20 protein-coding genes are annotated in these 23,377 nt (G+C 59.0%); 10 read left to right on the top strand and 10 right to left on the bottom strand.

Going from position 1 to position 23,377, the window contains the following annotated elements:
- Positions 1-17 precede the first annotated feature (17 nt).
- Positions 18-1,022 carry a LysR family transcriptional regulator gene (locus tag ACQZ6D_RS06765; protein WP_003513718.1) on the bottom strand — a complete coding sequence of 335 codons (1,005 nt, stop codon included), beginning with the start codon at positions 1,020-1,022 and terminating at the stop codon, positions 18-20.
- Between the two features lie 254 nt (positions 1,023-1,276).
- Here ACQZ6D_RS06765 and chvE point away from each other — a divergent pair, with 254 nt between their 5' ends.
- The 4 genes from chvE to araD1 all read left to right on the top strand — a co-directional run bounded on the left by chvE (position 1,277) and on the right by araD1 (position 6,274).
- Positions 1,277-2,341 (top strand): sugar ABC transporter substrate-binding protein ChvE, encoded by a 1,065-nt coding sequence (chvE, locus tag ACQZ6D_RS06760; protein ID WP_003513717.1) that lies wholly within the window; start codon positions 1,277-1,279, stop codon positions 2,339-2,341.
- A gap of 90 nt (positions 2,342-2,431) precedes the next feature.
- A complete protein-coding gene (gene gguA, locus ACQZ6D_RS06755) occupies positions 2,432-3,970 on the top strand; it encodes a sugar ABC transporter ATP-binding protein GguA (protein ID WP_003513716.1) in 1,539 nt (512 codons plus the stop codon).
- Positions 3,967-5,163: a sugar ABC transporter permease GguB gene (gene gguB, locus ACQZ6D_RS06750; RefSeq protein ID WP_003513714.1), complete on the top strand. Its 1,197-nt coding sequence runs from the start codon at positions 3,967-3,969 to the stop codon at positions 5,161-5,163. The genes gguA and gguB overlap by 4 nt, the downstream gene beginning before the upstream one ends.
- Before the next feature lie 115 nt (positions 5,164-5,278).
- Entirely contained in the window at positions 5,279-6,274 is a 996-nt protein-coding gene (gene araD1, locus ACQZ6D_RS06745) for a 2-keto-3-deoxy-L-arabinonate dehydratase AraD1 (RefSeq protein WP_013636674.1), read from the top strand.
- Between the two features lie 62 nt (positions 6,275-6,336).
- Here araD1 and ACQZ6D_RS06740 read toward each other — a convergent pair whose 3' ends face one another.
- The 7 genes from ACQZ6D_RS06740 to ACQZ6D_RS06710 form a co-directional block, all read right to left on the bottom strand.
- Complete coding sequence (locus ACQZ6D_RS06740) at positions 6,337-6,969, bottom strand: histidine phosphatase family protein (RefSeq protein WP_065702268.1); 633 nt, start codon at positions 6,967-6,969, stop codon at positions 6,337-6,339.
- A gap of 24 nt (positions 6,970-6,993) precedes the next feature.
- Positions 6,994-7,404, bottom strand: a complete 411-nt coding sequence (locus tag ACQZ6D_RS06735; protein WP_065702269.1) for a VOC family protein — start codon at positions 7,402-7,404, stop codon at positions 6,994-6,996.
- Positions 7,405-7,444: 40 nt separating this feature from the next.
- Positions 7,445-7,909 (bottom strand): GNAT family N-acetyltransferase, encoded by a 465-nt coding sequence (locus tag ACQZ6D_RS06730; protein ID WP_065702270.1) that lies wholly within the window; start codon positions 7,907-7,909, stop codon positions 7,445-7,447.
- An 82-nt stretch (positions 7,910-7,991) separates the two neighbouring features.
- Positions 7,992-8,588 carry a class I SAM-dependent methyltransferase gene (locus ACQZ6D_RS06725; RefSeq protein ID WP_065702271.1) on the bottom strand — a complete coding sequence of 199 codons (597 nt, stop codon included), beginning with the start codon at positions 8,586-8,588 and terminating at the stop codon, positions 7,992-7,994.
- A gap of 4 nt (positions 8,589-8,592) precedes the next feature.
- Positions 8,593-9,408 carry a transglutaminase family protein gene (locus tag ACQZ6D_RS06720; RefSeq protein ID WP_003513702.1) on the bottom strand — a complete coding sequence of 272 codons (816 nt, stop codon included), beginning with the start codon at positions 9,406-9,408 and terminating at the stop codon, positions 8,593-8,595.
- A gap of 21 nt (positions 9,409-9,429) precedes the next feature.
- Positions 9,430-10,371 carry an alpha-E domain-containing protein gene (locus ACQZ6D_RS06715; RefSeq protein WP_003513700.1) on the bottom strand — a complete coding sequence of 314 codons (942 nt, stop codon included), beginning with the start codon at positions 10,369-10,371 and terminating at the stop codon, positions 9,430-9,432.
- A gap of 3 nt (positions 10,372-10,374) precedes the next feature.
- Complete coding sequence (locus ACQZ6D_RS06710) at positions 10,375-11,784, bottom strand: circularly permuted type 2 ATP-grasp protein (protein WP_003513699.1); 1,410 nt, start codon at positions 11,782-11,784, stop codon at positions 10,375-10,377.
- Positions 11,785-12,266: 482 nt separating this feature from the next.
- Here ACQZ6D_RS06710 and ACQZ6D_RS06705 point away from each other — a divergent pair, with 482 nt between their 5' ends.
- From ACQZ6D_RS06705 to ACQZ6D_RS06690, 4 genes are all read left to right on the top strand, one after another.
- Positions 12,267-13,163, top strand: coding sequence for a DMT family transporter (locus ACQZ6D_RS06705; protein WP_065687111.1), 897 nt, complete (start codon positions 12,267-12,269; stop codon positions 13,161-13,163).
- Between the two features lie 78 nt (positions 13,164-13,241).
- Positions 13,242-13,859, top strand: a complete 618-nt coding sequence (locus ACQZ6D_RS06700; RefSeq protein WP_065687112.1) for a L,D-transpeptidase — start codon at positions 13,242-13,244, stop codon at positions 13,857-13,859.
- Between the two features lie 241 nt (positions 13,860-14,100).
- Complete coding sequence (locus ACQZ6D_RS06695) at positions 14,101-14,490, top strand: DoxX family protein (RefSeq protein ID WP_025594242.1); 390 nt, start codon at positions 14,101-14,103, stop codon at positions 14,488-14,490.
- 163 nt (positions 14,491-14,653) lie between these two features.
- The gene (locus tag ACQZ6D_RS06690) at positions 14,654-15,562 is read left to right on the top strand and encodes a DMT family transporter (RefSeq protein ID WP_013636669.1); all 909 of its coding nucleotides are present in this window, start codon (positions 14,654-14,656) and stop codon (positions 15,560-15,562) included.
- A 91-nt stretch (positions 15,563-15,653) separates the two neighbouring features.
- Here the strand turns inward: ACQZ6D_RS06690 and ACQZ6D_RS06685 are convergent, their stop codons facing one another.
- On the bottom strand, positions 15,654-17,132 hold the full coding sequence (locus ACQZ6D_RS06685; RefSeq protein WP_003513690.1) for a DEAD/DEAH box helicase: 1,479 nt from the start codon (positions 17,130-17,132) through the stop codon (positions 15,654-15,656).
- Positions 17,133-17,597: 465 nt separating this feature from the next.
- Between ACQZ6D_RS06685 and ACQZ6D_RS06680 the strand changes: the two genes are divergently transcribed.
- Positions 17,598-21,296 (top strand): response regulator, encoded by a 3,699-nt coding sequence (locus ACQZ6D_RS06680; RefSeq protein ID WP_065702272.1) that lies wholly within the window; start codon positions 17,598-17,600, stop codon positions 21,294-21,296.
- Between the two features lie 33 nt (positions 21,297-21,329).
- Here ACQZ6D_RS06680 and mnmD read toward each other — a convergent pair whose 3' ends face one another.
- A complete protein-coding gene (gene mnmD, locus ACQZ6D_RS06675) occupies positions 21,330-22,073 on the bottom strand; it encodes a tRNA (5-methylaminomethyl-2-thiouridine)(34)-methyltransferase MnmD (RefSeq protein ID WP_065702273.1) in 744 nt (247 codons plus the stop codon).
- On the opposite strand from mnmD, the gene ACQZ6D_RS06670 reads away from it, so the two are divergent.
- Entirely contained in the window at positions 22,072-23,298 is a 1,227-nt protein-coding gene (locus ACQZ6D_RS06670) for an NAD(P)/FAD-dependent oxidoreductase (protein WP_236768930.1), read from the top strand. The genes mnmD and ACQZ6D_RS06670 overlap by 2 nt on opposite strands.
- The last annotated feature ends 79 nt before the right edge of the window (positions 23,299-23,377 follow it).

Genomic DNA, 23,377 nt, shown 5'->3' with positions numbered 1-23,377 from the left:
CGTCTGGCTTGCCTTCCTCAAAAGCCCGTCAGTTTGCGGCTTTCATCCAGAACCAGATCGTAGAGAAGCCGGGCGCTGGGCGGCAAAACGCGGCCTTTGGTGGTGATGATGCTGTAGGGCTTGACGACAAGCTCGAAATCCGTCGGCAGGATGCGGGTGCGGCCGATATCGGCCTGCTGGCCGGCCACGAACTCGGCCATGTCCTGCGCGATTGGCGCAATTGCATCCGTGTTGCAGATAAGGGCAAGCGTCAGCACCACGGATGGCGTGTTGATGACGTTGCGCGGCATGGCGACGCCGTGAGTGAGGAACACGTCTTCCATCGTTCTGCGCAAAAGCGCGCCGGGCGGCTGGAAGACCCAGTCGTAACCGGACAGATCCTGCAATGTCACGGGTTCGCCGTGGAGCAGGGGGTGGCCCTCGCGAACCACCAGGCAGGCGCGCTCGATGCCAATTTCATGGATGGAGAACAGGCCGGGGTCGAAATCATCGGGGATGCGGCCGATGATGAAATCGTGACGTGCGGCCAGAAGTTCCCGCGCCAGCACGTTGCTACTTTCCACCTGCACGTTGATCTCGATACCGGGATAGGTGTCCATCGCCCGTCTTATGGCGGGCACGACCAGGCTGATGGCCGGTGCGGTGACGGCGCCGATATAAACCGATCCGCCGCTGCCGGATTTCATCTGGTTGAGTTCGCGGCTCGCCTCACGCAGCTCCAGCAATATGGTGCGGGCGCGCCGCGCCAGCGCCTCGCCGAACTTGGTCAGCACCACACCACGCGACGCTCTCTGACAGAGCGGGCTTTTGACGATTGCTTCCATTTCCGAGAGCATGCGCGATGCCGCCGGCTGCGTCATGTTCATGGCGGCGGCGGCAGCGCTGACCTGCCCGTGCTCCTCGATCATGACCAGCATGCGCAGGTGGCTCATCTTCAAGCCGGCGCGCAGCAAAGGGTTGTCTTCGAAGACGAAGAGCGCATCCGCTGTTTGCGTCTGCTCATACACTTTTTGGTTGCTCATTCGCCGGTTTATACCCCTCAATGGTTATTGTATCGATTTAATATATCATAATTGATATACGTAAACTGATTTATTCTATTTGACAGTTATATGGATTCAGAACAATTTGCGGAATGCCGGGGAGGAGCGGCATCTGTTCCATTTCGCAGTTGCGAGATCGGAACGGGCGCAATGCGGCTTCTTCCTCTGATGGCATGAATTTTATGGTGCAACGCAACAAGCGGGTACCAAAGAGGGTTCAAGGGAGAGAGTTAATGAAGTCCATTATTTCGCTGATGGCGGCTTGTGCCATCGGTGCTGCTTCCTTTGCAGCGCCGGCTTTCGCGCAGGACAAGGGTTCTGTCGGTATCGCCATGCCGACAAAGTCTTCCGCGCGCTGGATCGATGACGGCAACAATATCGTCAAGCAGCTGCAGGAAGCCGGTTACACGACCGATCTGCAATACGCCGACGACGATATTCCGAATCAGCTTTCCCAGATCGAAAACATGGTCACCAAGGGCGTTAAGGTCCTCGTGATTGCTTCGATCGACGGCACGACCCTGTCGGACGTTCTGAAGCAGGCTGGTCAGCAGGGCATCAAGGTCATCGCTTATGACCGTCTCATCCGCAACAGCGGCGACGTCAGCTACTACGCCACTTTCGACAACTTCCAGGTTGGCGTTCTGCAGGCAACTTCGATCGTCGACAAGCTTGGCCTGAAGGACGGCAAGGGCCCGTTCAACATCGAGCTGTTCGGCGGTTCTCCTGACGACAACAACGCCTTCTTCTTCTACGATGGCGCGATGTCGGTTCTGAAGCCTTACATCGACAGCGGCAAGCTGGTCGTAAAGTCGGGCCAGATGGGCATGGACAAGGTCGGTACGCTGCGTTGGGATCCGGCAACGGCCCAGGCTCGCATGGATAACCTCCTGTCGGCTTATTACACGGACGCGAAGGTTGACGCTGTTCTGTCGCCCTATGACGGTCTGTCCATCGGCATCATCTCCTCGCTGAAGGGCGTTGGTTATGGCACGAAGGACCAGCCGCTGCCGGTCGTTTCCGGTCAGGACGCTGAAGTTCCGTCGGTCAAGTCGATCATTGCTGGCGAACAGTATTCGACCATCTTCAAGGACACTCGCGAACTCGCGAAGGTTACTGTTGGCATGGTCAACGCCGTTCTGCAGGGCAAAGAGCCTGAGGTGAACGACACCAAGACCTATGAAAATGGCGTCAAGGTTGTTCCGTCCTACCTGCTCAAGCCGGTTGCCGTGACCAAAGACAACTACAAGCAGGTTCTCGTCGACGGTGGTTACTACACCGCAGATCAGCTGAAATAAGCCTGCAACACATGCGGGGATGGCTTGGCGCCGTCCCCGTTTTTCCATAAAAATAAAAACGCCTGAATTAATCGGGCGCTGGATTGCGATATGGCCAATACCATTCTCGAAATGCGGAACATCACCAAGACGTTTCCGGGCGTAAAAGCGCTTGAGAACGTCAACCTTAAGGTAAAGGAAGGTGAGATCCACGCGCTCGTTGGCGAGAACGGCGCTGGAAAGTCGACCTTGATGAAGGTCCTTTCCGGTGTTTATCCCGCTGGTACCTATGAGGGCGAGATCCACTATGAAGGTGCTGTGCGAAATTTTCGCGCCATCAACGACAGCGAAGATATTGGTATCATCATCATTCACCAGGAGCTTGCGCTTGTGCCGCTCCTGTCGATTGCCGAAAATATTTTCCTTGGCAACGAGGTCGCTTCGGGCGGCGTGATCAACTGGCAGCAGACCTTCAACCGTACCCGCGAACTTCTGAAGAAGGTGGGCCTGAAGGAATCGCCGGAGACGCTGATTACGGATATCGGCGTCGGCAAGCAGCAGCTGGTCGAAATCGCCAAGGCGTTGTCGAAGAGCGTGAAGCTTCTCATCCTTGATGAGCCGACCGCCTCGCTCAACGAGAGCGATTCCGAGGCTCTGCTCAACCTTTTGATCGAGTTCCGCAAGCAGGGCATGACGTCGATCATCATCACCCACAAGCTCAACGAAGTGCGGAAGGTGGCCGACCAGATCACCGTGCTGCGCGACGGCATGACGGTGAAGACGCTCGACTGTCATCAGGAAGAAATCAGCGAGGACGTCATCATCCGCAACATGGTGGGACGCGATCTAGAAGATCGTTATCCGCCGCGCGACGTGCCGATCGGCGAGACCATTCTCGAAGTGAAGAACTGGAACGCCTATCACCAGCAGCACCGCGACCGGAAGGTCCTGCACGACATCAACGTCACCGTGCGCAAGGGCGAAGTCGTCGGCATTGCCGGGCTGATGGGGGCAGGGCGCACGGAATTCGCCATGAGCGTGTTCGGCAAGTCCTACGGTCACAAGATCACCGGCGACGTTCTGATCGACGGCAAGCCCGTGGATGTCAGCACCGTTCGCAAGGCAATCGATGCCGGTCTTGCCTATGTGACCGAAGACCGCAAACATCTCGGTCTGGTGCTCAACGACAACATTCTGCACAACACCACGCTTGCCAATCTGGCCGGCGTGTCGAAGGCCAGCGTCATCGACGACATCAAGGAAATGAAGGTGGCGAGCGATTTCCGCACACGCCTTCGCATCCGCTCTTCAGGCATCTTTCAGGAAACGGTCAATCTTTCGGGCGGCAACCAGCAGAAGGTCGTGCTTTCCAAGTGGCTCTTCTCCAATCCTGATGTCCTGATCCTCGACGAGCCGACACGCGGTATCGACGTTGGCGCGAAATACGAAATCTACACCATCATCAACCAGCTCGCTGCCGACGGCAAAGGCGTTCTGATGATCTCATCGGAAATGCCTGAATTGCTCGGCAATTGCGACCGCATCTACGTCATGAACGAAGGCCGCATCGTCGCTGAATTGCCGAAGGGAGAGGCGAGCCAGGAAAGCATCATGCGCGCTATCATGCGCTCAGGGGAGAAGAACTCATGAGTTCGGCAAACACCACAAACGAAGAAAGCAACGTCATCTCGGTCGGGTCGTATATTCGCTCCAATATCCGCGAATACGGCATGCTGATCGCGCTCGTCGCTATCATGGTTTTCTTCCAGTTCTATACCGGCGGCATTCTGTTCCGGCCCGTTAACCTGACCAACCTCATCCTGCAGAACTCGTTCATCGTCATCATGGCGCTTGGCATGCTGCTGGTCATCGTTGCCGGACATATCGACCTTTCGGTCGGTTCCATCGTCGCCTTCGTCGGCGCGATTGCGGCCATATTGACCGTGCAGTGGGGCATGAACCCGTTTCTCGCGGCGCTGATTTGTCTTGTCATCGGCGGCATCATCGGTGCTGCCCAGGGTTACTGGATCGCCTATCATCGCATCCCGTCCTTCATCGTGACGCTGGCGGGTATGCTTGTGTTCCGCGGCCTCACGCTTTTTGTGCTCGGCGGCAAGAACATCGGCCCGTTCCCGACGGATTTCCAGATCATCAGCACCGGCTTCCTGCCTGATATCGGTGGCATCGAAGGTCTGAACACGACGTCGATGATCCTGACATTGGTGATTACGGTCGTGCTGTTCTATCTGGCGTGGCGCCGTCGCGTGGTGAACGTGAAGCACGGCATTGACGTGGAGCCGTTCGGTTTCTTCATTGTGCAGAACCTGCTCATCTCAGGCGCTATTCTGTTCCTTGGCTACCAGCTGTCCACCTATCGTGGCCTGCCGAACGTCCTGATCGTGATGCTGGTTCTGATTGCGCTTTACAGCTTCGTGACGCGCCGCACGACCATTGGCCGCCGCGTTTACGCCATGGGCGGCAACGAGAAGGCGACCAAGCTTTCCGGTATCAACACCGAACGCCTGAGCTTCCTAACCTTCGTCAACATGGGTGTACTGGCCGGTCTGGCCGGCATGATCATCGCGACACGCCTCAACTCGGCAACGCCGAAGGCAGGCGTTGGCTTCGAGCTTGATGTGATCGCGGCCTGCTTCATTGGCGGTGCTTCGGCCTCCGGCGGCGTTGGCAAGATCACCGGTGCTGTTATCGGTGCCTTCATCATGGGCGTCATGAACAACGGCATGTCGATCGTCGGCCTCGGCATCGACTTCCAGCAGATGGTCAAGGGCCTCGTGCTGCTCGCTGCCGTATTCTTCGACGTCTACAACAAGAACAAGGGCTGATTGCCCAGCCAATATAGCAAGTCAAAAAAGTGGCCGGTTTCCGGCCACTTTCATAAGGTGAAGGCGCAGCGCGCCGAAGAAGATAAGGCGCGTTGCGCCGCAGGAAGGAAATCCCGTGCTCATTTCACAGATCAAGGATGCCAGTGGCAAAATAACCGTCGCCGTTCGCGAAGAAGGCGGACAGGCGCACGCCGTCAACGGCGCTCAATCGGTTTACGCGCTCGCCATGGAAGCTGCCAATGGTGGCAAGAGCCTTGCCGATGTTGTGTCCGCCCATGGTCTCGGCGATGCCGTCGATCTTGAAAAGGCTTACGCTGAAGGTCGCTTTCTGCCGCCGATCACCCATCCCGATCCGGCGCATCTGCATCTGACAGGCACAGGCCTGACCCATCTCGGCTCTGCCGCTACCCGCGACAGCATGCACAAGAAGACCACGGAAGCCGCCGAGGAAAGCCTGACGGATTCCATGAAGATGTTCCGCATGGGTCTGGAAAATGGCAAGCCGAAGGCTGGCGAAAAGGGCGTTCAACCCGAGTGGTTCTACAAGGGCAACGGCTATGTCGCAGCGGCACCCGGTGCTGCTCTCACCTCTCCGTCCTTCGCGCTTGATGGCGGCGAAGAGCCGGAAATGGCCGGCATCTACGTGATCTCCGACAAGGGCGAACCCGTGCGCATCGGCTTTGCCGTGTCGAACGAATTTTCCGATCACGTCACCGAGCGGATCAACTATCTCTACCTCGCCCATTCGAAGTTGCGCCCGGCAAGCTTCGGCCCGGAAATCCGCGTCGGCGTTGCGCCGTCGGATATTCGCGGCACCTCGCGCATCCGTCGTGGCGACAAGGTCATTTTCGAAAAGCCGTTTGTTTCGGGTGAGGACAACATGTCCCACACTTTCGCGAACCTCGAATATCACCACTTCAAATACGGCCTGTTCCGCGCACCTGGTGACGTCCATGTGCACATGTTCGGCACCGCGACGCTCTCTTTTGCGGAGGGCATCAAGCCGGAAGCGGGTGACGTGTTCGAGATCGAGGCCGCTGGTTTCGGCCTGCCGCTGAGGAACCCGCTTGCGGTTAATGCGGAAGAAGAAATCACGGTTCGGCAGATCTGATCTACCGGGGCTGCACGTTAAACGGTTGAGGGAGGGGGTCGCTCAGCGTCCCCCTCTCGACGTCATCCCCGGCTTGTCTTCAGGTGGGACACATCCGCCAAAGCGATAACGCCGCGGTTTTGCCAGTAATCGTCTTGTCTTAGGTGCGTAATGCTGCCGGAAGACGCCGGAAAGCTGACATAACCGACGCTGTCGATCGGCATTTTGATCCATGCCGCGATGACGAAGGTAAGAGCGAAGCCATGGGTAACGATGATCTGCGTGGGGCAAGGACGCGATATAATCGTGTCCACGGCGCGGTACACTCTTTCGGCCAACTCTCGTCTCGTTTCGCCATCAGCAATTCCGCCACGATGATCCATCCGGTCGTGATGGGGGGCCGGTATCTGACGGGCGTCGAGCCATTGCTGCGGTATACCACCCGCCGAACCGTAGCTGATTTCCCGCAGGCCATCCGTGGTTTCAAAAGGGGACTTGAGGTGTTCAGCAATGATTGCCGCAGTCTGGGAGGCCCGCAGAAGATCGGAACTGAAGATTTCGACTGATGCGTTGCCGATCAAGGCCACAAGTTTCTCGGCCGTCGCCTGCGCATCGGCTTTTCCCTTGGGTGTCAGTTCGGTATCATACCAGCCACCAACCTTGTTCTCGACATGATGGACGGACTGGGTGTGCGTGACGACAAAAATGTTCTTCATAGTGTTCTTCCGGGTATCTGGGGCTTACTCGAACCCCCACAGCCTGCCTTCGCCCACCTCCACGGAATTGCCGGCCGGGTCGCGGATGTAGACGGAATAGCTGTCATTCGGCCAGCGGTGATAGTGTTCGATGGGAATTCCAAGCTCCTCGAAGCGGGCTTTCCAGTCGTCCACTTCCGACTTGTCTTTCGCATAAAAACAGAAATGGCCTTGTCCGGTGGCGCCGTGGCGCGGGATCGGATTGTCGGGGGTGGCCGTGCGCGATTGTTGCGGATCGAAGACCAGCAGCATCTGGCGGCCACATTTGAAGAACACGAACTGGCCCGGCAGCCTGCGCACCACCTCCAGCCCGAAGACATCGCGATAAAAGGCCTCGGCGGCGTCGAGATCGTTGGCGTAGATCGCCGTTTCCATAAGGGCGGTTGGCGGTTTCATGGTTCCTCCCTGATGTCCGGCAACGGATATAGCGGACAGTCTATGTTTTCGTGCTGTAGGTCAGCACCGTCAGGTCGTGCTTGCCAACACCACGTTCCAGAACGGTCCAGCCGCAGTTCGTATAATAGGTTTCGAGACGGCGCTGGCAGCACAGGTAGCTGATGTCGTGACCAAGTTCGGCGGCCCGTTGTGTTGCGGCCTGCATCAGCGCCCGGGCGACACCTGAGCGTCTGCTGTTTTCCTCCACCCAGAGTGCGGCAACCCATGGTAGATATTGTGGCCGCTCCTCCAGATCGCAATGGATAAGAAAGGCGGAGCCGACGTAACCCTTGTCGTCATGGGCGACGAAGCCGGTTGGCAGGGCATGGGGGTTCACCATGTCCTTCAGATGTTCAGCCACATCGCCGACCTGGAGGCCACTATCCTGCCACCATGCCGTCCAGACCCGTTCCGCAATGATGGGTCCATGGGACTGGCAGTCGCGATAGTCGGAAATACTGTACAAAAAGCCCTCTCCCTGATCGGTTGCTGCGGCGATTTAACCGGTCACGGCGGGCTTTCGCAACCCACAGGTTGTTGAAAGCGGATCAGGGTTTCGTTGCCGTCACATGCAGCCAGTCGGTTGGCAGCTTGTCGTAACCGCTGCCGTGCCGTGCTTCTATTTCCACCCCTGCCCAGGCGAAATGCCCGTACAGGTCCTCAAGCCAGGTTTTCGAAGGATAGTTGTAATAGCGGCCGAACGTGTCGCGGCCTTCCGCTTCTCCGGCCTTGAAGCTGGCGTAAAAAACGCCGCCCTGTTTCAGCGCCGTATGGATGCGGCGGATGATGCCGGAAAGAGCGGGGCGGGGGACATGCAACAGGCAGGCATTTGCCCACACGCCGTCATAAGTCTCCACGTCGCAGATATCTTCGAACAGCAATGTTGCGACGGGAATGCCGAGCCGCGTTTCGGCCGCCTTGGCGATTTCGGGTGTGCCGTCCGTCGGGCGCACGTCGAAGCCTGCAGCGAGCATGAATTCACTGTCCTGCCCGCCACCGCACCCCAGTTCGAGGATGGTCGCGCCTTTGGGCAGGCGCGTCAGGAATTTTTCCAGATGGGGAAGGTCCGGCGTCTGCCCTCTCGACGTATAGGCTCCGGCATTATCCGTATAAAAGCCGATCGTTTCGTCGTCTCTGCCGGCCATTGTCTCAGCTTTGCGATTGGCTCTGCGATTGCTGCACGGTCACCGAAACGTTCAGCGTTTCGCCGGCCGGGCCGATCCGCATGCCCGATATCGGCGCGCAGTCGCGGTAGCAGAGGCCAAGGGCAATGCGCACGTAGCGATCGTCAGGGCAGATATTGTTGGCGGCGTCAAAGCCAACCCAGCCGAGGCCCTGCAGATGCACCTCGGCCCAGGCATGGGTTGCCGTCTGCTCCGCCACGTCTTCCATCATCAGATAACCGGAAACATAGCGGGCGGGCAGGCCCATCAGCCGGGCGGCGGAAATGAGGATATGGGCATGGTCCTGGCAGACGCCCTTGCCGGCTTCGAGTGCGAGTTCGGCGGTGGTTTCCGTGTCGGTCGAACCCGGCACATATTCTACCTTGCTGTTGATCTTCTCCATCAGGTCGTGCAGGCGCTCGAGCTCGCTGTTGCCGGTGCTGGCCTTCGCCAGTTCGCGCACGAGTTTGCCGGGCTTCGTCAGCGGCGTCTCGCGCAGGAAGAGCCATAGCGGCGCACTGCCGGTATGGGGGCCGACCATGCCGGCCCTGTCTTCGGTTATGACGAGGCCACCAGCCACGACCTTGACCCTGCGTTGCGGGCCTTCGGTCTCGACCAGTGCGACACGGTTGCCGAAATGGTCGTCATAGCTCACTTCGACGGTGGCGCCGTCGACCGATACATCCCAGTCCTCCACCGTCTGGCACGGGCCGGTCTGTGGCGTCAGGCGCAGCCGCTGCAATGCATAGGGCATCGGCTCGTCATAGACATATTCGGTCGTATGGGTGATTTTCAGACGCATAAGCTGTCCCCGTCCACGCGCTTACAGATAAAAGCGGTAGCCTTCCATGATTTCCTGCCCCAGCTGCCCGTTCCGGTTGACAAATCTCTCCAGAAACTCGTGCAGGCCTTCATCCATGACGCGATCGATCGTTGTCTTGCGCAGACTGTCGCGAATGCTCTCCGCCGTTTCATGCGCCTTGTGCTTTTCACCGTAATCCTCAGCTATGTAATTGAGGTTGCTGGTGATCTTCTCATAGCAATAGGCGAGCGAGCGCGGCATGCGGCCGTTGAGAATGAGGAAGTCGGCGATGTTGGCGGGCTTGTATTCCGCATCGTAGACCCAGCCATAGGAGCGGTGCGCCGAGACGGAGCGGAGGATGGATTCCCATTGGGCATTGTCCAGCGAGGAGCCGACATGCGCCACGGCCGGCAGCAGCACGTAATATTTTACGTCGAGAATGCGGGCGGTGTTGTCGGCGCGCTCGATGAAGGTGCCGATGCGGGAGAAATTATAGAGATCGTTGCGCAGCATCGAGCCGTGGAAGGCGCCGCGCACCAGACCGGCGCGATGCTTGATGACATCGATGGTCTGCGGCAGTTCGGCATGGCTGAGCTTGCGGCCGAGGATGTTCTTCAGCTCGATCCAGAATTCGTTGGTGGCTTCCCATGTCTCGCGCGTCAGCGCGGTGCGCACCATGCGGGCATTGTTGCGGCCTGCCTCGATGCAGGACATGACGCTCGAAGGGTTTGCCTTGTCCCGCAGGAGATAATCGATCGCATTGGCCGCCGTCACTTTCTCGCGCGTTTCGAGAAAGGCTTCGTGCACGCCGGCACTCTGCAACACGCCGTCCCAGTCCTCATCGCCGCTGCCGCTGCGCGTCAGGGAAACGCGCAGGCCAGCATCGATAAGCCGGGCGATGTTTTCAGCGCGCTCAATATACCGGAACATCCAGTAGAGCCCGTTTGCCGTTCTGCCCAGCATGGCTTAGTCCTCCAGTACCCATGTATCCTTGGTGCCGCCGCCCTGGCTGGAATTGACCACCAGCGAGCCCTGCTTGAGGGCAACACGGGTCAGTCCGCCGGGAATGATCTTCACCTTGTCTGAAACCAGCACATAAGGACGCAGATCGACATGGCGCGGCGCGATGCCGTTTTTCACCATGATCGGCACGGTGGAAAGCGACAGCGTGGGCTGCGCGATGTAATTGGAGGGGCGGGCTTTCAGCTTTTCGGCAAAAAGCGCCCGTTCCTTTTTCGACGCGGTGGGGCCGACCAGCATGCCGTAACCGCCCGAACCGTGAACTTCCTTGACAACCAGTTCGGCAAGGTTGTCGAGAACGTATTTCAGGCTGTCCGGCTCCGAACAGCGCCATGTCGGCACGTTTTCCAGAAGCGGCTTGCGGCCGGTGTAGAACTCGACGATCTCAGGCATGTAGGAATAGATTGCCTTGTCGTCGGAAATGCCGGTGCCCGGCGCATTGGCGATGGTGATGTTGCCGGCGCGGTAGACATCCATGATGCCGGGTACGCCGAGCGCCGAATCCGGCCGGAAGGTGAGCGGATCAAGGAAATCGTCGTCGACGCGACGGTAAAGCACGTCGATGGCCTCGTAGCCACGGGTAGTGCGCATCTTGACCTTGCCGTCCATGACGCGCAGGTCGGACCCTTCCACCAGCTCCACGCCCATCATGTCGGCCAGGAAGGAATGTTCGTAATAGGCGGAATTGTAGATGCCGGGGGTCAGCACCGCGACGCGCGGCTTGCCGGTGCAGCCGGGGGGTGCAAGCGAGGCGAGCGATTGGCGCAGCTGATAGGGATAATCCTCCACCCGCTGCACCCGGTTTTCATGGAAGAGTTCCGGGAACATCTGCATCATCGTTTCACGGTTTTCCAGCATGTAGCTGACACCTGAAGGCGTGCGTGCGTTGTCTTCCAGAACATAGAACTGGTCTTCGCCGGTGCGGACGATATCCGTGCCGACAATGTGGGTATAAACGCCGCCGGGTGGCGTGAAACCGATCATTTCCGGTAGGAATGCGACGTTCTTCTCAATGATTTCGCGGGGAATGCGCCCGGCGCGAATGATTTCCTGCTTGTGGTAGATATCGTCGAGGAAAGCGTTGAGAGCGAGAACGCGCTGTTCGATACCCTGGGCCAGTTTGCGCCACTCGCGCCCGGAAATGATGCGCGGAATGATATCGAAGGGGATCAGTTTTTCTGAACTGTCGGCGTGGCCGTAGACTGCGAAAGTAATGCCGGTTTTTCGAAAGATGTTTTCCGCGTCTTTAGACTTCTGGATCAGGTGTGCCCTGTCCTGCCGGCTGTACCACTCGTTATAGTTTTCATATGGGCTTCGCGGCGCGTTGTCCGCATTTATCATTTCGTCAAATGCCAACTTCGATGTCCCCTTTTTTGCCATATGAATACAACGACAAATGCAATGCAAGAACTATGCGGAGGCCTCCGTGAAGATTTTTTACCGCCCTAGAGTTTTAAAAAAGAAGCGTTTTTTCGCTTTCAGCCTATAAATGCGGCATTGGCAAATTGGTTGCAGGGCAAGGTGGGGTGGAACGGGGTGGTGGCACTGTGTGCGCCGTGGGCGAATGCACAAATTTTGTTCGTTCGCTTTCGGTTGATGGGTTTTGGGTGTGGCATCAGAAAATCTGAAAGATGCGATCACCAAAACACTTTTGACCTTTTGCGGGGATGGGGATACCGGCTAGCTTGGACGGCTGTGTTTCGCCAAGGGGTGCGCGCCGAGATCCGGCCGGGTAGTTCACCGGTTGCTTCAAGTCGTAAAAATGTCAATTCGCCGCATGCCTTATGTCCCGGGCCCATGTCCGGTTGCGGGGCATCACGCGGCACAGGGGAATTCCCATGTCGCTCGACCGTCTGGCTCCGGCCATCTTCGTCTTTCTCTGGTCGACCGGCTGGGTCACCGCGAAATATGCCGTTTATTATACTGGTCCGCTGACCTTCCTCTGTCTGCGTTACCTGTTGGCGGGTGCGATATTGTGGGCGATCTGCCGGTTTTCCTCCATTCAATGGCCTGAACGGCGCATCGATGTTTTCCGGGCAATCTTGTCCGGCGTGTTCCTGCACGGCCTTTACCTTGGCATGATCTGGTGGGCGATAGGGCAGGGCGTGCCGGCGGCGATCGGCGGCATTATTGCCGGTTTGCAGCCGTTGATGACGGCGGTTGCCGCCCGTTACATGATCGGCGAAAAGATCTCTCCGGTGCAGCGTGCCGGCTTGCTTCTCGGCTTTGTCGGCATTGCCATCGCCGTGCTGCCGAAGGTCATGGCGTCAGGCGCGCTCGGCCTTTCCGTGCCGCTTTATGCCGTGGCGGTGAATGTGCTGGGCATGACGTCCGTGACCTATGGCACCCTCTACCAGAAGAAATACGTCCATGGCGGAAACATCATGGCGGTCGCCACGCTGCAATATGTCGGCGCCCTCATCGTCACCGTTCCCTTCGCGCTGTTGCTGGAGGATGGTCATGTGGACTGGAGCCTCGGGCTTGCCGCCACGCTCGTCTGGTCGGTAGGCGCGATCTCCATCGGTGCGGTGGCCCTGCTGCTCTATCTCATCCGGCGCGGGCAGGTCTCGCGCGCTGCCTCGCTGATCTATCTCGTGCCGCCGCTTGCCGCCGTGGAAGCGGCCCTGCTTTTCGGGGAAACGCTGACGCCTGCCATGATTGCCGGCACGGTCCTGGCGGTAACGGGGGTGTATCTGGCCAACCGCCGGCCCGCAGCGCCGGTTGAGGCACATTAATTCCTACAACCTCATATTAGAGATTTGTTAACCATAAAATTATACCTCTCGTTAATCTAGAGATTTGGCGGGGGTTACATGTCTATTTCACGTCGTGGTGTTCTGTTCGGATTGCCGCTGTTGCTGGCCGGCTGCGCAAGTTCCGGCATCGGGCAGCAAAGGCTTAATTATGCGGCGAAGCCGGACGAGAAGTTTCCGCTTCCGGAAATGCATCTCGAAAAGGTGAAGCCCGAGCTGCGCCGGCAGGAAGTGGCATACGATACCGCGCATCCGGCTGGAACGGTGATTGTGGATACGCCCGCGCGGCGTCTTTACTACGTACTTGGCGATGGACGGGCAATGCGTTACGGCGTCGGCGTCGGTCGCCAGGGGCTTGCGCTGAAGGGCGACGCCTATATCGGCCGGAAGTCGGAATGGCCTTCCTGGACGCCGACCGCAAACATGATGCGCCGTGATCCGCGCAATCTGAAATACGCCGGCGGCATGGAGGGGGGGCCTAACAATCCGCTCGGCGCACGGGCGCTCTACCTCTATCGCGGCGGCAACGACACCATGTTCCGTCTGCACGGCACCAACCAGCCGCAATCCATCGGCCACGCCATGTCAAGCGGCTGTATCCGGATGCTGAACCACGACATCATCGATCTTTACAGCCGCGTGCCGGTTGGCTCCAGGGTCGTGGTGCTTCAGGCCTGACGTAGAGGCGGATTTTTCCGCCTTTGCCACTCGAAAAAATGCCTGTATCCTTGGGTTGATTTTTTCCACATGGGCGCAGTTTTATGGTGGAAAATCAACCATGTGTAGAATGACTTCCTTTATGTATTTAAGGGAGTTCTGCTATATCGGAAATGTGATTTTCGGTGTTCGAGACGTGTATCCATAAAGGCATGATTGCGCTGTATCGAGCGTCGCACCACTTCAACGGGGACACATGAACATGGCAATTTTCGACAATCTCTCCCGCTACCGCCCGCAGGCACTCGGGGCGCTGCGCATCATGACGGCGCTGCTTTTCATTTCGCATGGAACGCAGAAGCTGTTCGGTTTCCCGGCATCACAGATGGACGGCTCCCTGCCGACGATGCTGCTGGTGGCGGCGCTTCTGGAAGCCGTTGGCGGCATTCTCGTGCTGGTCGGCCTTTTCACGCGTCCGGTTGCCTTCATCCTGTCCGGCCAGATGGCTGTTGCCTATTTCATTGCGCACGGGCCTAAGAGCTTCTTCCCCGCTCTCAATGGGGGCGACGCCGCGATCCTGTTCTGCTTCATCTTCCTTTACCTCGTGTTTGCCGGTCCGGGCGCTTTCTCGGTGGATGAACGCCGGGCCTGATCGGCCGCTGCAATCACCGGTCTGTCATTGAAGCCCCGCATGGCTGGTACCGTGCGGGGCTTCATGCTTTTGAAGCGGTGGAAACTTCGGCCGTCACCGAAGCATAGATGCTTGTTTTCGGGTTAGGAACGGTTCATCCTGAACGCAGTTGGAAAATTGATCCGTGACCAGTCAAAACCCTATCGCCCGCGAATTGCTGCTGCTTGCCCTGTTGTCCACTCTGTGGGCCGCATCCTACACTTTCATCAAGATCGGGGTGGAAACCATACCACCGCTGACCTTCATTGCCGCAAGAACCCTGATTGCCGGTCTGTTGCTGCTGGCGGTCATTCGCCTGCGCGGGCTGCGGTTGCCGCGGGATTTCGCCACATGGCGGCTCTTCTTCGTTCAGGCCTGCATCAACAGCGTATTGCCTTTCACGCTGATCGCGTGGGCGGAGCAGAGCATCGATGCCGGTCTCGCCGTCATCCTCAATGCGACGACGCCGATCTTCACCTTTCTTCTCACTGCGCTGATCATCCGGCATGAGCAGGTCAGCGGGCGCAAGCTGTTCGGCACTGTTGCGGGCATGACAGGTGTCTGTCTCATCATCGGTCTGGATGCGTTAAACGGGGCGGGTGAGGCGCTGTGGAGCCAGATTGCCGTGCTGACTGCGGCCTTTTCCTACGCCTGTGCCGCCATCTTCAGCAAAAACTTCAGGGGTCTCGATCCCGTTATGCCTGCCGCCGGCTCGCTGATCTGCGGCGCCGTGCTTCTGCTGCCGGTGAGCGTGATCGTTGACCGGCCCTGGACATTGTCGCCATCTCCGGCGTCGCTCACCGCACTTGTGTGCCTCAGCGTCTTTTCAACCGCGCTCGCCTTCATGGTCTATTTCCGGCTGATGCAGACGCTCGGTTCGGTCGGTACCACGTCGCAGGCGTATCTGCGGGTTCCGATAGGTGTCGCCATTGGCATGGTGTTTCTTGGAGAAGTGCCGACGCCTGCCATGTGGGTGGGTCTTGTCTGCGTGATTGCCGGGGTGCTGGCCATGACCCTGCCGTCGCGGCGCCGGTCTTTGGCGCAGGGCGGTTGAGAGCAAAAAGAAAACCCCGCAAGCCTGCGCTTGCGGGGTTTGAAGGTAGACACGCGATACCGGGGAATCGGCTCGCGCAGAGTTAAGTTACTTAGCGGTTACGGCCGCGATTGCCGTTTCCGTTGCCGGAAGCGCGCTTTTCCTGACCGTTGCCGCCAGCAGGAGCGTGACGGTTGCCACCGCTGCCGCCGGGCTTGCGGGCAGGGCGGCGCTGCTTGCGAGGGCCGGCCGGGCGACCTGCGTCACCTTCCGCCGTCTTCACGCGCTTGAAGTCTGACGTGACTTCCAGATCGTTGTCCGCATCACGCGGGGCGTGGTGACGCGAGGGACGGGGCTCGCCATTGTGGCGTCCGCCTTCGCGGGGTCCACGCGGCTGGCCGCCATTGTTGTTGCGACCACGGTTGTTGTTGTTCGGGCGCGTCGGGCTGGCAAGACCGGCCGGACGTTCACCGGATGCAACCGGGATATCGATCTTCATCAGCTTCTCGATATCGTGCAGCAGACGTGTTTCGTCCGGTGCGCAGAACGCGATGGCAATGCCGTCGCGGCCGGCACGGGCGGTACGGCCGATGCGGTGGACATAGGCGTCGGGCACTTCCGGCAGGTCGTAGTTGAAGACGTGCGTCACGGCCGGAATATCGATGCCGCGGGCAGCGACGTCGGTTGCGACCAGAACCTTGATCTCACCGTCCTTGAAGCCCTTCAGTGCCCGCTCGCGCTGTCCCTGGCTCTTGTTGCCGTGGATGGAAGCGACCTTGAAGCCGATATGTTCCAGATGCTTGTAGAGCTTTTCCGCGCCGTGCTTGGTGCGCAGGAAAACGATCGATCGGCCATCCGGGTTTTCGTTGAGCGACTTCTTCAGAAGGTCGGTCTTGTCATTCTTGCCGGCGACGAAATGCACGTACTGCTCGACCTTGTCGGCGGCCTTGCCCGGAGGTGTTACCTCGACCTTGATCGGGTCCGTCAGGAAGTTGCTGGCAAGCTCGGAAATCGCCTTCGGCATCGTTGCCGAAAACAGCAGGGTCTGGCGCTTGGCCGGAACCATCTTGGAAATCTTGCGCAGATCGTGAATGAAGCCCAGATCGAGCATCTGGTCGGCTTCATCAAGCACCAGATAGGTGACCTTGGAAAGCGAGATCGCGTTGCGGGCGATGAGGTCCAGCAGGCGGCCGGGTGTCGCCACCAGGACGTCCGTGCCTTTTTCGAGCTGAAGCTGCTGCTTGTTGATCGACGCGCCGCCGACAACCTGGTTGATGCGCAGCGGCGTCTTCTTCACGAAGGAGCGCAGGTTTTCGCCGATCTGGTTCACCAGTTCGCGGGTCGGTGCAAGGATGAGGGTGCGGGTGGTGCGGTTTGCCGGGCGGTCGGCTTGCTTCATCAGCATTTCGATGATGGGCAGGCCGAATGCTGCTGTCTTGCCCGTGCCGGTCTGTGCGAGGCCGATGAGATCACGGCCTTCAAGCAGCAGCGGAATGGCCTTTGCCTGAATGGGGGTGGGGGTTGTGTAGCCGAGCTGGGTAACGCTGGCCACAATCTTTTCAGAGAGGCCGAGTTCGCTAAAACTGGTCAATAGTAATGCCTTTCGGGGCGCCAAAAACCAATCGTCCGGAGCAGTTGCTGCTGTCCGGCGGTTTCGGCGTCAAGAACCCCGCGTGAATTGGGAACTTGTGGGTTGGAATAACTTTCTGCGCATCAGTGCGGCAAAACGCCGTCTTCTGTATTCGTTGCGCTTTTCCTTCATGCGGGCCAAGTCATCTTGGTCATGTGCTGCAGCTCACGCGGCTGCCGAAGGTGAAAGCTTGACCGGCATGTGGGCGTTTTATGGCGTAAAGTCAAGCAATAGTTTTGTAACGCTGCCGTCCCGCGGCGCATGGCTGCCATGCAGAAGGAAGGCTGGCGATTACCGGCGAGGCGCGGAGGCTCGCGAATAATTATGGTTAAAAAAGGGTAAAGCGACCATTCCGCACATAGCAAATAGCGGTTTTCTCACATAACGTTTTTGCAACGACGTCTGGAAATATTTGATTCGACAAGGATGGAACTGCACGGTGTGGAGTATCGCTTGACCCAAGGATGCGGGTTGCTGGAAAAAGCTTACGGGGCAATCGCCGCCCTGGATTTGCCCGCGTGCATCAAGGACAGCGAGCTTCACTACCTCATGGTCAATGCAGCCTATGGCCGGGTCATGGGGCGTCCGCCCGCCGCGTTCACGGGCCACACCAGCCTTGCCCTTTCCGCCGATATTCGCGATGCCGAGCGCGAGGACAGGGAGCGCCGCTCGCTGGTCTTTGCCACGGACGAAGTGATTTCATGCCATGGTGCAGCATCTTCAGGGCCTTACAAGCTGCGTTGCGAACGTTTCACCGGCGATGACGGCAGTCTGTTCCTGTTTGAGGTGTTCGAAGAGGCGCCCTCTGTCGTGAAGGGTGTTTCGGACGGCGGCAGCGCCGACCTGCTGTTCGACAGCGGCGTTATCGACCTCATCGATGCCGGCATCGTAATTTATGACCGTGAAAACCGGCTCGTCTATTGCAATGCGCGTTTCGTGGAATTCTACAGTGATTTCAACCTCCAGCTAAAGCCCGGCACCCGGCTTGAGACGCTGATGGAGGCGGTCTATTTCTCGAGCGGCTACCGCAGCGTGAAATCGGACGATCCGGATTATCAGGCATGGCTGCAGAAGCAGTTGCGGGATTTTTCCCTGCCCTATCTCGAAAGGGTGGAGCAGTTTGCCGATGGCCGCTGGGTGCGTATGGTCAACAAGCGGCTGGAAAACGGCATGCTGGTGGGGCTTCGCGTCGATGTGACGGAGTTCAAGGCGCATGAGACCCTGCTTAGCAAGCAGATCCGCGAGACTTGGCTGCTGCGCGCCGCGCTTGAGCAATTGCCCGTGGGCGTGTTCCTGCGGGATCAGGACAGGCGGCTGACCTTTGCCAATGCGGCCTTTGAGAAATTCCGGGGCGGCAGCCTCGCCGACTATTTGGGCAAGACCGAATGCGAGATGTTTCCGGAGGAGGGCGCAGAGTTCCAGCGGGAAAACGAGCATATCCTGCAAACCGGAGAGGCGATTGAAAAGACGGGAACCATTCCGCTTTCGGATGGCGGTGCCGTTCCGGTCATAACCCGGCTCGGCCGGGTCACGACGCCCGATGACGAATATTATCTGGTGGGTTCAGTCACCGATGTCAGCCTGCTGAAGGAGCGGGAAAATGCGCTGATCGCGGCGCAGGCGCAGGCCGAAGCGCTGCATCGCCAGTTCGAAACGGTTCTTCATGCCCTGCCGGTTGGCGTACTGCTCCTCAACGCGGATCTCGTCATCGAATATGTCAATCCGTGCTTCGACACGTTATGGGGCGAAATCGGCGGCGAGAAGTCGCTTGTCGGCAAAAGCTATCGCGAATTCATGGAGGCGAATTTCGAAAGCGGCCTTTATGACTATGGCGATATACCCTTCGAGGAGCTCTACAACCAGCGCGCAGAACGGCTGCTCAACGACAAGGTCTTCACGCCGCGCGAGGTGCGCAGCAAAAGCGGCAAGGTCACCGTCATTTCCAAGACCCGCCTCGACGGCGGAAAAATCCTCAGCACCTATGCCGATGTGACCGATGTGCGCATGCGCGACGCCGAGATCAGTGAGGCAAAGGCCGAACTTGAGCGTGTCGGCGAATATATGCAGGGTGCCACGCGCGCCATGGCGCAGGGGCTGGTGCTGGTCGAGCAGGGAACCATCATCATGTCCAACGAGGCTGTGGCGCGAATGTTCGATGTGCCGCCGCAGCTGCTGGAAAAGGGCTGCAACTGGTCGGGGTTCTTTGCCCATTGCGCCGGGCGCGGAGATTTTGGCACCAAAGAGGAGGCGGCCGCGACGCTGACCGCCTGGAGAGAGCACATAGCCGCCAACAGGCCGTTCTCCTGGCTGATCCATATTGCCGGAAAGACGTGGCTCAATCTGGAAGCGACCAACAGTTCCGGCAATTACTGGCTCATCATCGTCACCGACGTCACCGAGATGAAGATGCGCGAGGAGGAGTTGCAGCGGCTGCTTTCCCGCGCGGAAGCGGCAGATCGCGCCAAATCTGAATTCCTTGCCAATATGAGCCATGAAATCCGCACGCCGATGAATGGCGTGCTCGGCATGGCGGAACTTCTGGCCAAATCCAATCTGGATACGCGGCAGAAAACCTTCACCGATATCATCGTCAAATCCGGCAATGCGCTCCTGACGATCATCAACGACATTCTCGACTTCTCCAAGATCGAGGCCGGGCAGATGAAGCTGCGCAGCGTGCCTTTCGATCCGGCGGAAGCGGTGGAGGATGTGGTTTCCCTCCTGTCCTCAGCGGCGCTGGAAAAGAACATAGAACTGGTCGTCCGGATCGATCCGTCGGTTTTCGGCAAGGTCATGGGGGACGCCGGGCGGTTCCGCCAGGTCGTCACCAATCTTGTTGGAAACGCCGTCAAGTTCACGGAAATGGGGCATGTGCTGATCGAACTTTCGGCGCAGTCGGCGGAAGCTTCGGAGACCATTCTGTCGCTGCGCGTCGAAGATAGCGGCATCGGCATTCCCGCAGACAAGCTCGAAACCATCTTCGACAAATTCAGCCAGGTCGACGGCTCAGCGACGCGGCGGCACGAGGGAACGGGATTGGGACTGGCGATCACGGTCGGTCTTGTCGGTCTTTTCGACGGTACGATCAATGTGGTGAGCGAAGTCGGCAAGGGATCGACCTTCGAGGTCAATATTCCGTTTCACGTTACGGAAAAACGGCGCGACGCTCCGCTTCTTGCCATGGCGATCGAGGATATACGCGTACTCGTCATCGACGATAACGACGTCAATCGCCGCATATTGACGGAGCAACTGAAGACTTGGGGTATCGACGGCCATGCTGTGCAGGACGGGCCATCAGGCATTGCCGTGCTGCAGGAGGCTGCGTCCCTCGGTTTTGCCATCGACGCCATCATTCTCGATTATCACATGCCTGTTATGAACGGGCTGGATGTGGTCGAGCGGATCAGGGCGGATAGCCGTTTCGACGATATCGCCATCGTGTTCCTGACGTCTATGGATGTCGTAGGTGACGAGAGCCTTTTCACCGATCTCAGCGTGCAGGCGCATCTGATGAAGCCGGCGCGGGCGCGTCTGTTGCGTTCCACCCTGTTCGATGTGGTGCGGGATGTGCGGCAGAAACGCGCCCGGCAGGATCCGCAGGGGCTGGGGTCAGGCGGCAGCGATGCGCCGGTGCGGCCAGACAATGGCCCCACGGACAAGAAGCGGCGGGTTGTGTCACCTCCGACGACGGTTCCAGACCGGCGCCGACCCTGCCTTGTGGATGTGCTGGTGGCCGAGGACAACGACGTCAACCAGATCGTCTTCACCCAGATATTGCAGCAAGCGGGTTTGCGGTTCCTGATCGTCGGCAATGGCAAGAAGGCCGTTCAGGCGTGGGAGGAGCACAATCCCGCCGTCATCCTTATGGATGTGTCGATGCCGGTGATGAACGGGCATCAGGCGACACTGGCCATCCGCGCTGCCGAACAGGCGGCTGCCGACGGCCGGCATGTTCCGATCATCGGCGTTACCGCGCATACACAGGACGCGGACCGCGAGCTTTGCATCGCAGCAGGCATGGATGATTATCTGTCGAAGCCCATCAGCCCCGAAATTCTCGAGGACAAGATCGCGCAATGGCTGGGAGACGCGATGCCACGCCGCGACGTGCCGACCGCCTGACAGTGAAGGCCGGTTGCTGCTGTGGGAGCCGTCTCAGTGGGATGGCTTGGTGCCGCACAGCATCTCACGCTTTCCGGCAAACCCTTTGCGGCGCTCCAGTTCAAAACCGGCGGCGATGAGGTTGCGGCGGACGAAGCCAGCGGCGGCATAGGTGGCGAATGTGCCCCCCGGTACCGTTTTGCCGAACAGCGTCTGCATGATTTCCAGCGACCACATGTCGGGATTGCGGGCAGGGGCGAAACCGTCCAGAAACCAGGCGTCGAAGCCTTCGCTTCTGCCGGAAATGCCGGTGAGCGCTTCGCCGCACACCACTGTCAGGCGCGTCTGGTCGTCCAGTTCGATATCGACCTCGCCTTTCGGGTCCGCCGGCCAGCGGGCGACCAGTGCCTTGCGTTCGGTATCAACTTCCGGCCAGCGGGAAAGCGCCCGGTCAATCTCGTCCGCCTTCATGGGGTAGAGTTCGAAGGACATGAAATGCAGCTTGGAGTGACCGTTGCGCACCTCTTTCCATTGACGCCAGGTCTCGCAGAGATTGAGACCGGTGCCGAAGCCAAGTTCGCCGATGCGGAAGATGCTCTCTCGCTCAAGCCAGCGCTGCGGCAGGCCGTTTCCGGACAGAAAGACATGGCCGCATTCCAGCCTGCCATCCGTCTGGCAATAAAAATGATCGTCAAAGGCTAGCGAATAGGGCATATCCCCCTCACGCCAGTCGAGCGCGGCGGGCGGATTGTCGGCCGCCGAACCGAGATCTGCGGTGTTTTCCTTGGAATGTGTCATGACTAATGCCGATAGTCCCGCTTTCGAATCTGGTCAATCACCAAGATTGCGGGCGCCAAGATTGCCTGGCTCGGTGCCGCTCCTCATCGTCGGTGGCGGCATTTTGGGACTGTGGGCTGCCGTCAAGGCAGAGAGGATGGGCATAAACGCCCTGCTGCTGGAAGCGGGCTGTCTTGGAGATGGTGCAAGCGGCGGGCTGTTGGGCGCACTGATGCCGCATATGCCGGACCGCTGGTCGGACAAGAAGCAATTCCAGTTCGACGCTCTCGTCGCGCTGGAAAAACAGATCGCCGAGTTGGAAGCCGAGACCGGGCTTTCCGCCGGTTATCGGCGCTGCGGCCGGATCATTCCCCTGCCGAAACCACATTTGCGCAGCATTGCCGAACGGCACGAGCGGGATGCCGGGGAAAACTGGGTTTCAGACGGGCGCCGGTTCCACTGGCATGTCGGTGACAGCCCTTCCGTTGCCGGATGGGTGGACGATGCGGCGGGACAAGCGGGCTTCGTGCTGGATACGCTGGCTGCACGGGTTTCTCCCCGGGCGATGATAACCCTTCTGTCGGCTTTCCTCCGCAACGCCGGGCATGTGCGGGTGGCGGAACAGTGCCGCGTCGTCTCGCTCGATCCGGATAAAGGGTGGGCGGTGCTGTCGTCGGGCGACGAGGTCGCCTTCGATCATGTCATCGTCGCCAACGGCCATGGTTCCTTCACGCTGATCCGCGATGCCATAGGTCTGGAACCCGGCATTGTGCTTGGACAGGCGGTGAAGGGGCAGGCCGCCCTTCTGGATGCTGCGGCCGATCCGGCCATGCCGGTCGTTTTTCTGAACGGCCTCTACATCGTGCCGCATGAGGATGGCACCGTCGCCATCGGCAGTACCAGCGAAGATTGTTTTTCCGATCCATTCAGCACCGACGAAAAGCTGGAAAAATTGCTCGCGGATGCATGCGCCGTGGTGCCGTCGCTTGGCCGTGCGCCGGTGATCGAACGCTGGGCCGGGTTGCGGCCGAAGGCGGTTGGACGGGACCCGATGGTGGGTACACTTTCCGAATATCCGCGGCTCGTGGCGTTATCGGGCGGCTTCAAGGTCAGCTTCGGCCTTGCCCACTATCTTGCAGATGCTGCGTTGCAGGCCGTGTGTGGCCACACGCCGGACGTGCCTTCCGGTTTTCGCCTTCAAGAACACGTGAGTATTGCCGTCCGGACTTTAGAAACTTCTGATTAGTTTGGTCCACGTCGTTAATCTGTCACGCAAATCGCTTACTTGCTGGCCTGCAAAGAGCCCCGTTTGGCCGCATTTGCGG

Source organism: Agrobacterium sp. 22-3639C2 (genome assembly GCF_053522105.1).
The sequence above is the reverse complement of the archived record's forward strand: the minus strand, read 5'-3'. Positions and strand labels throughout refer to the sequence as shown.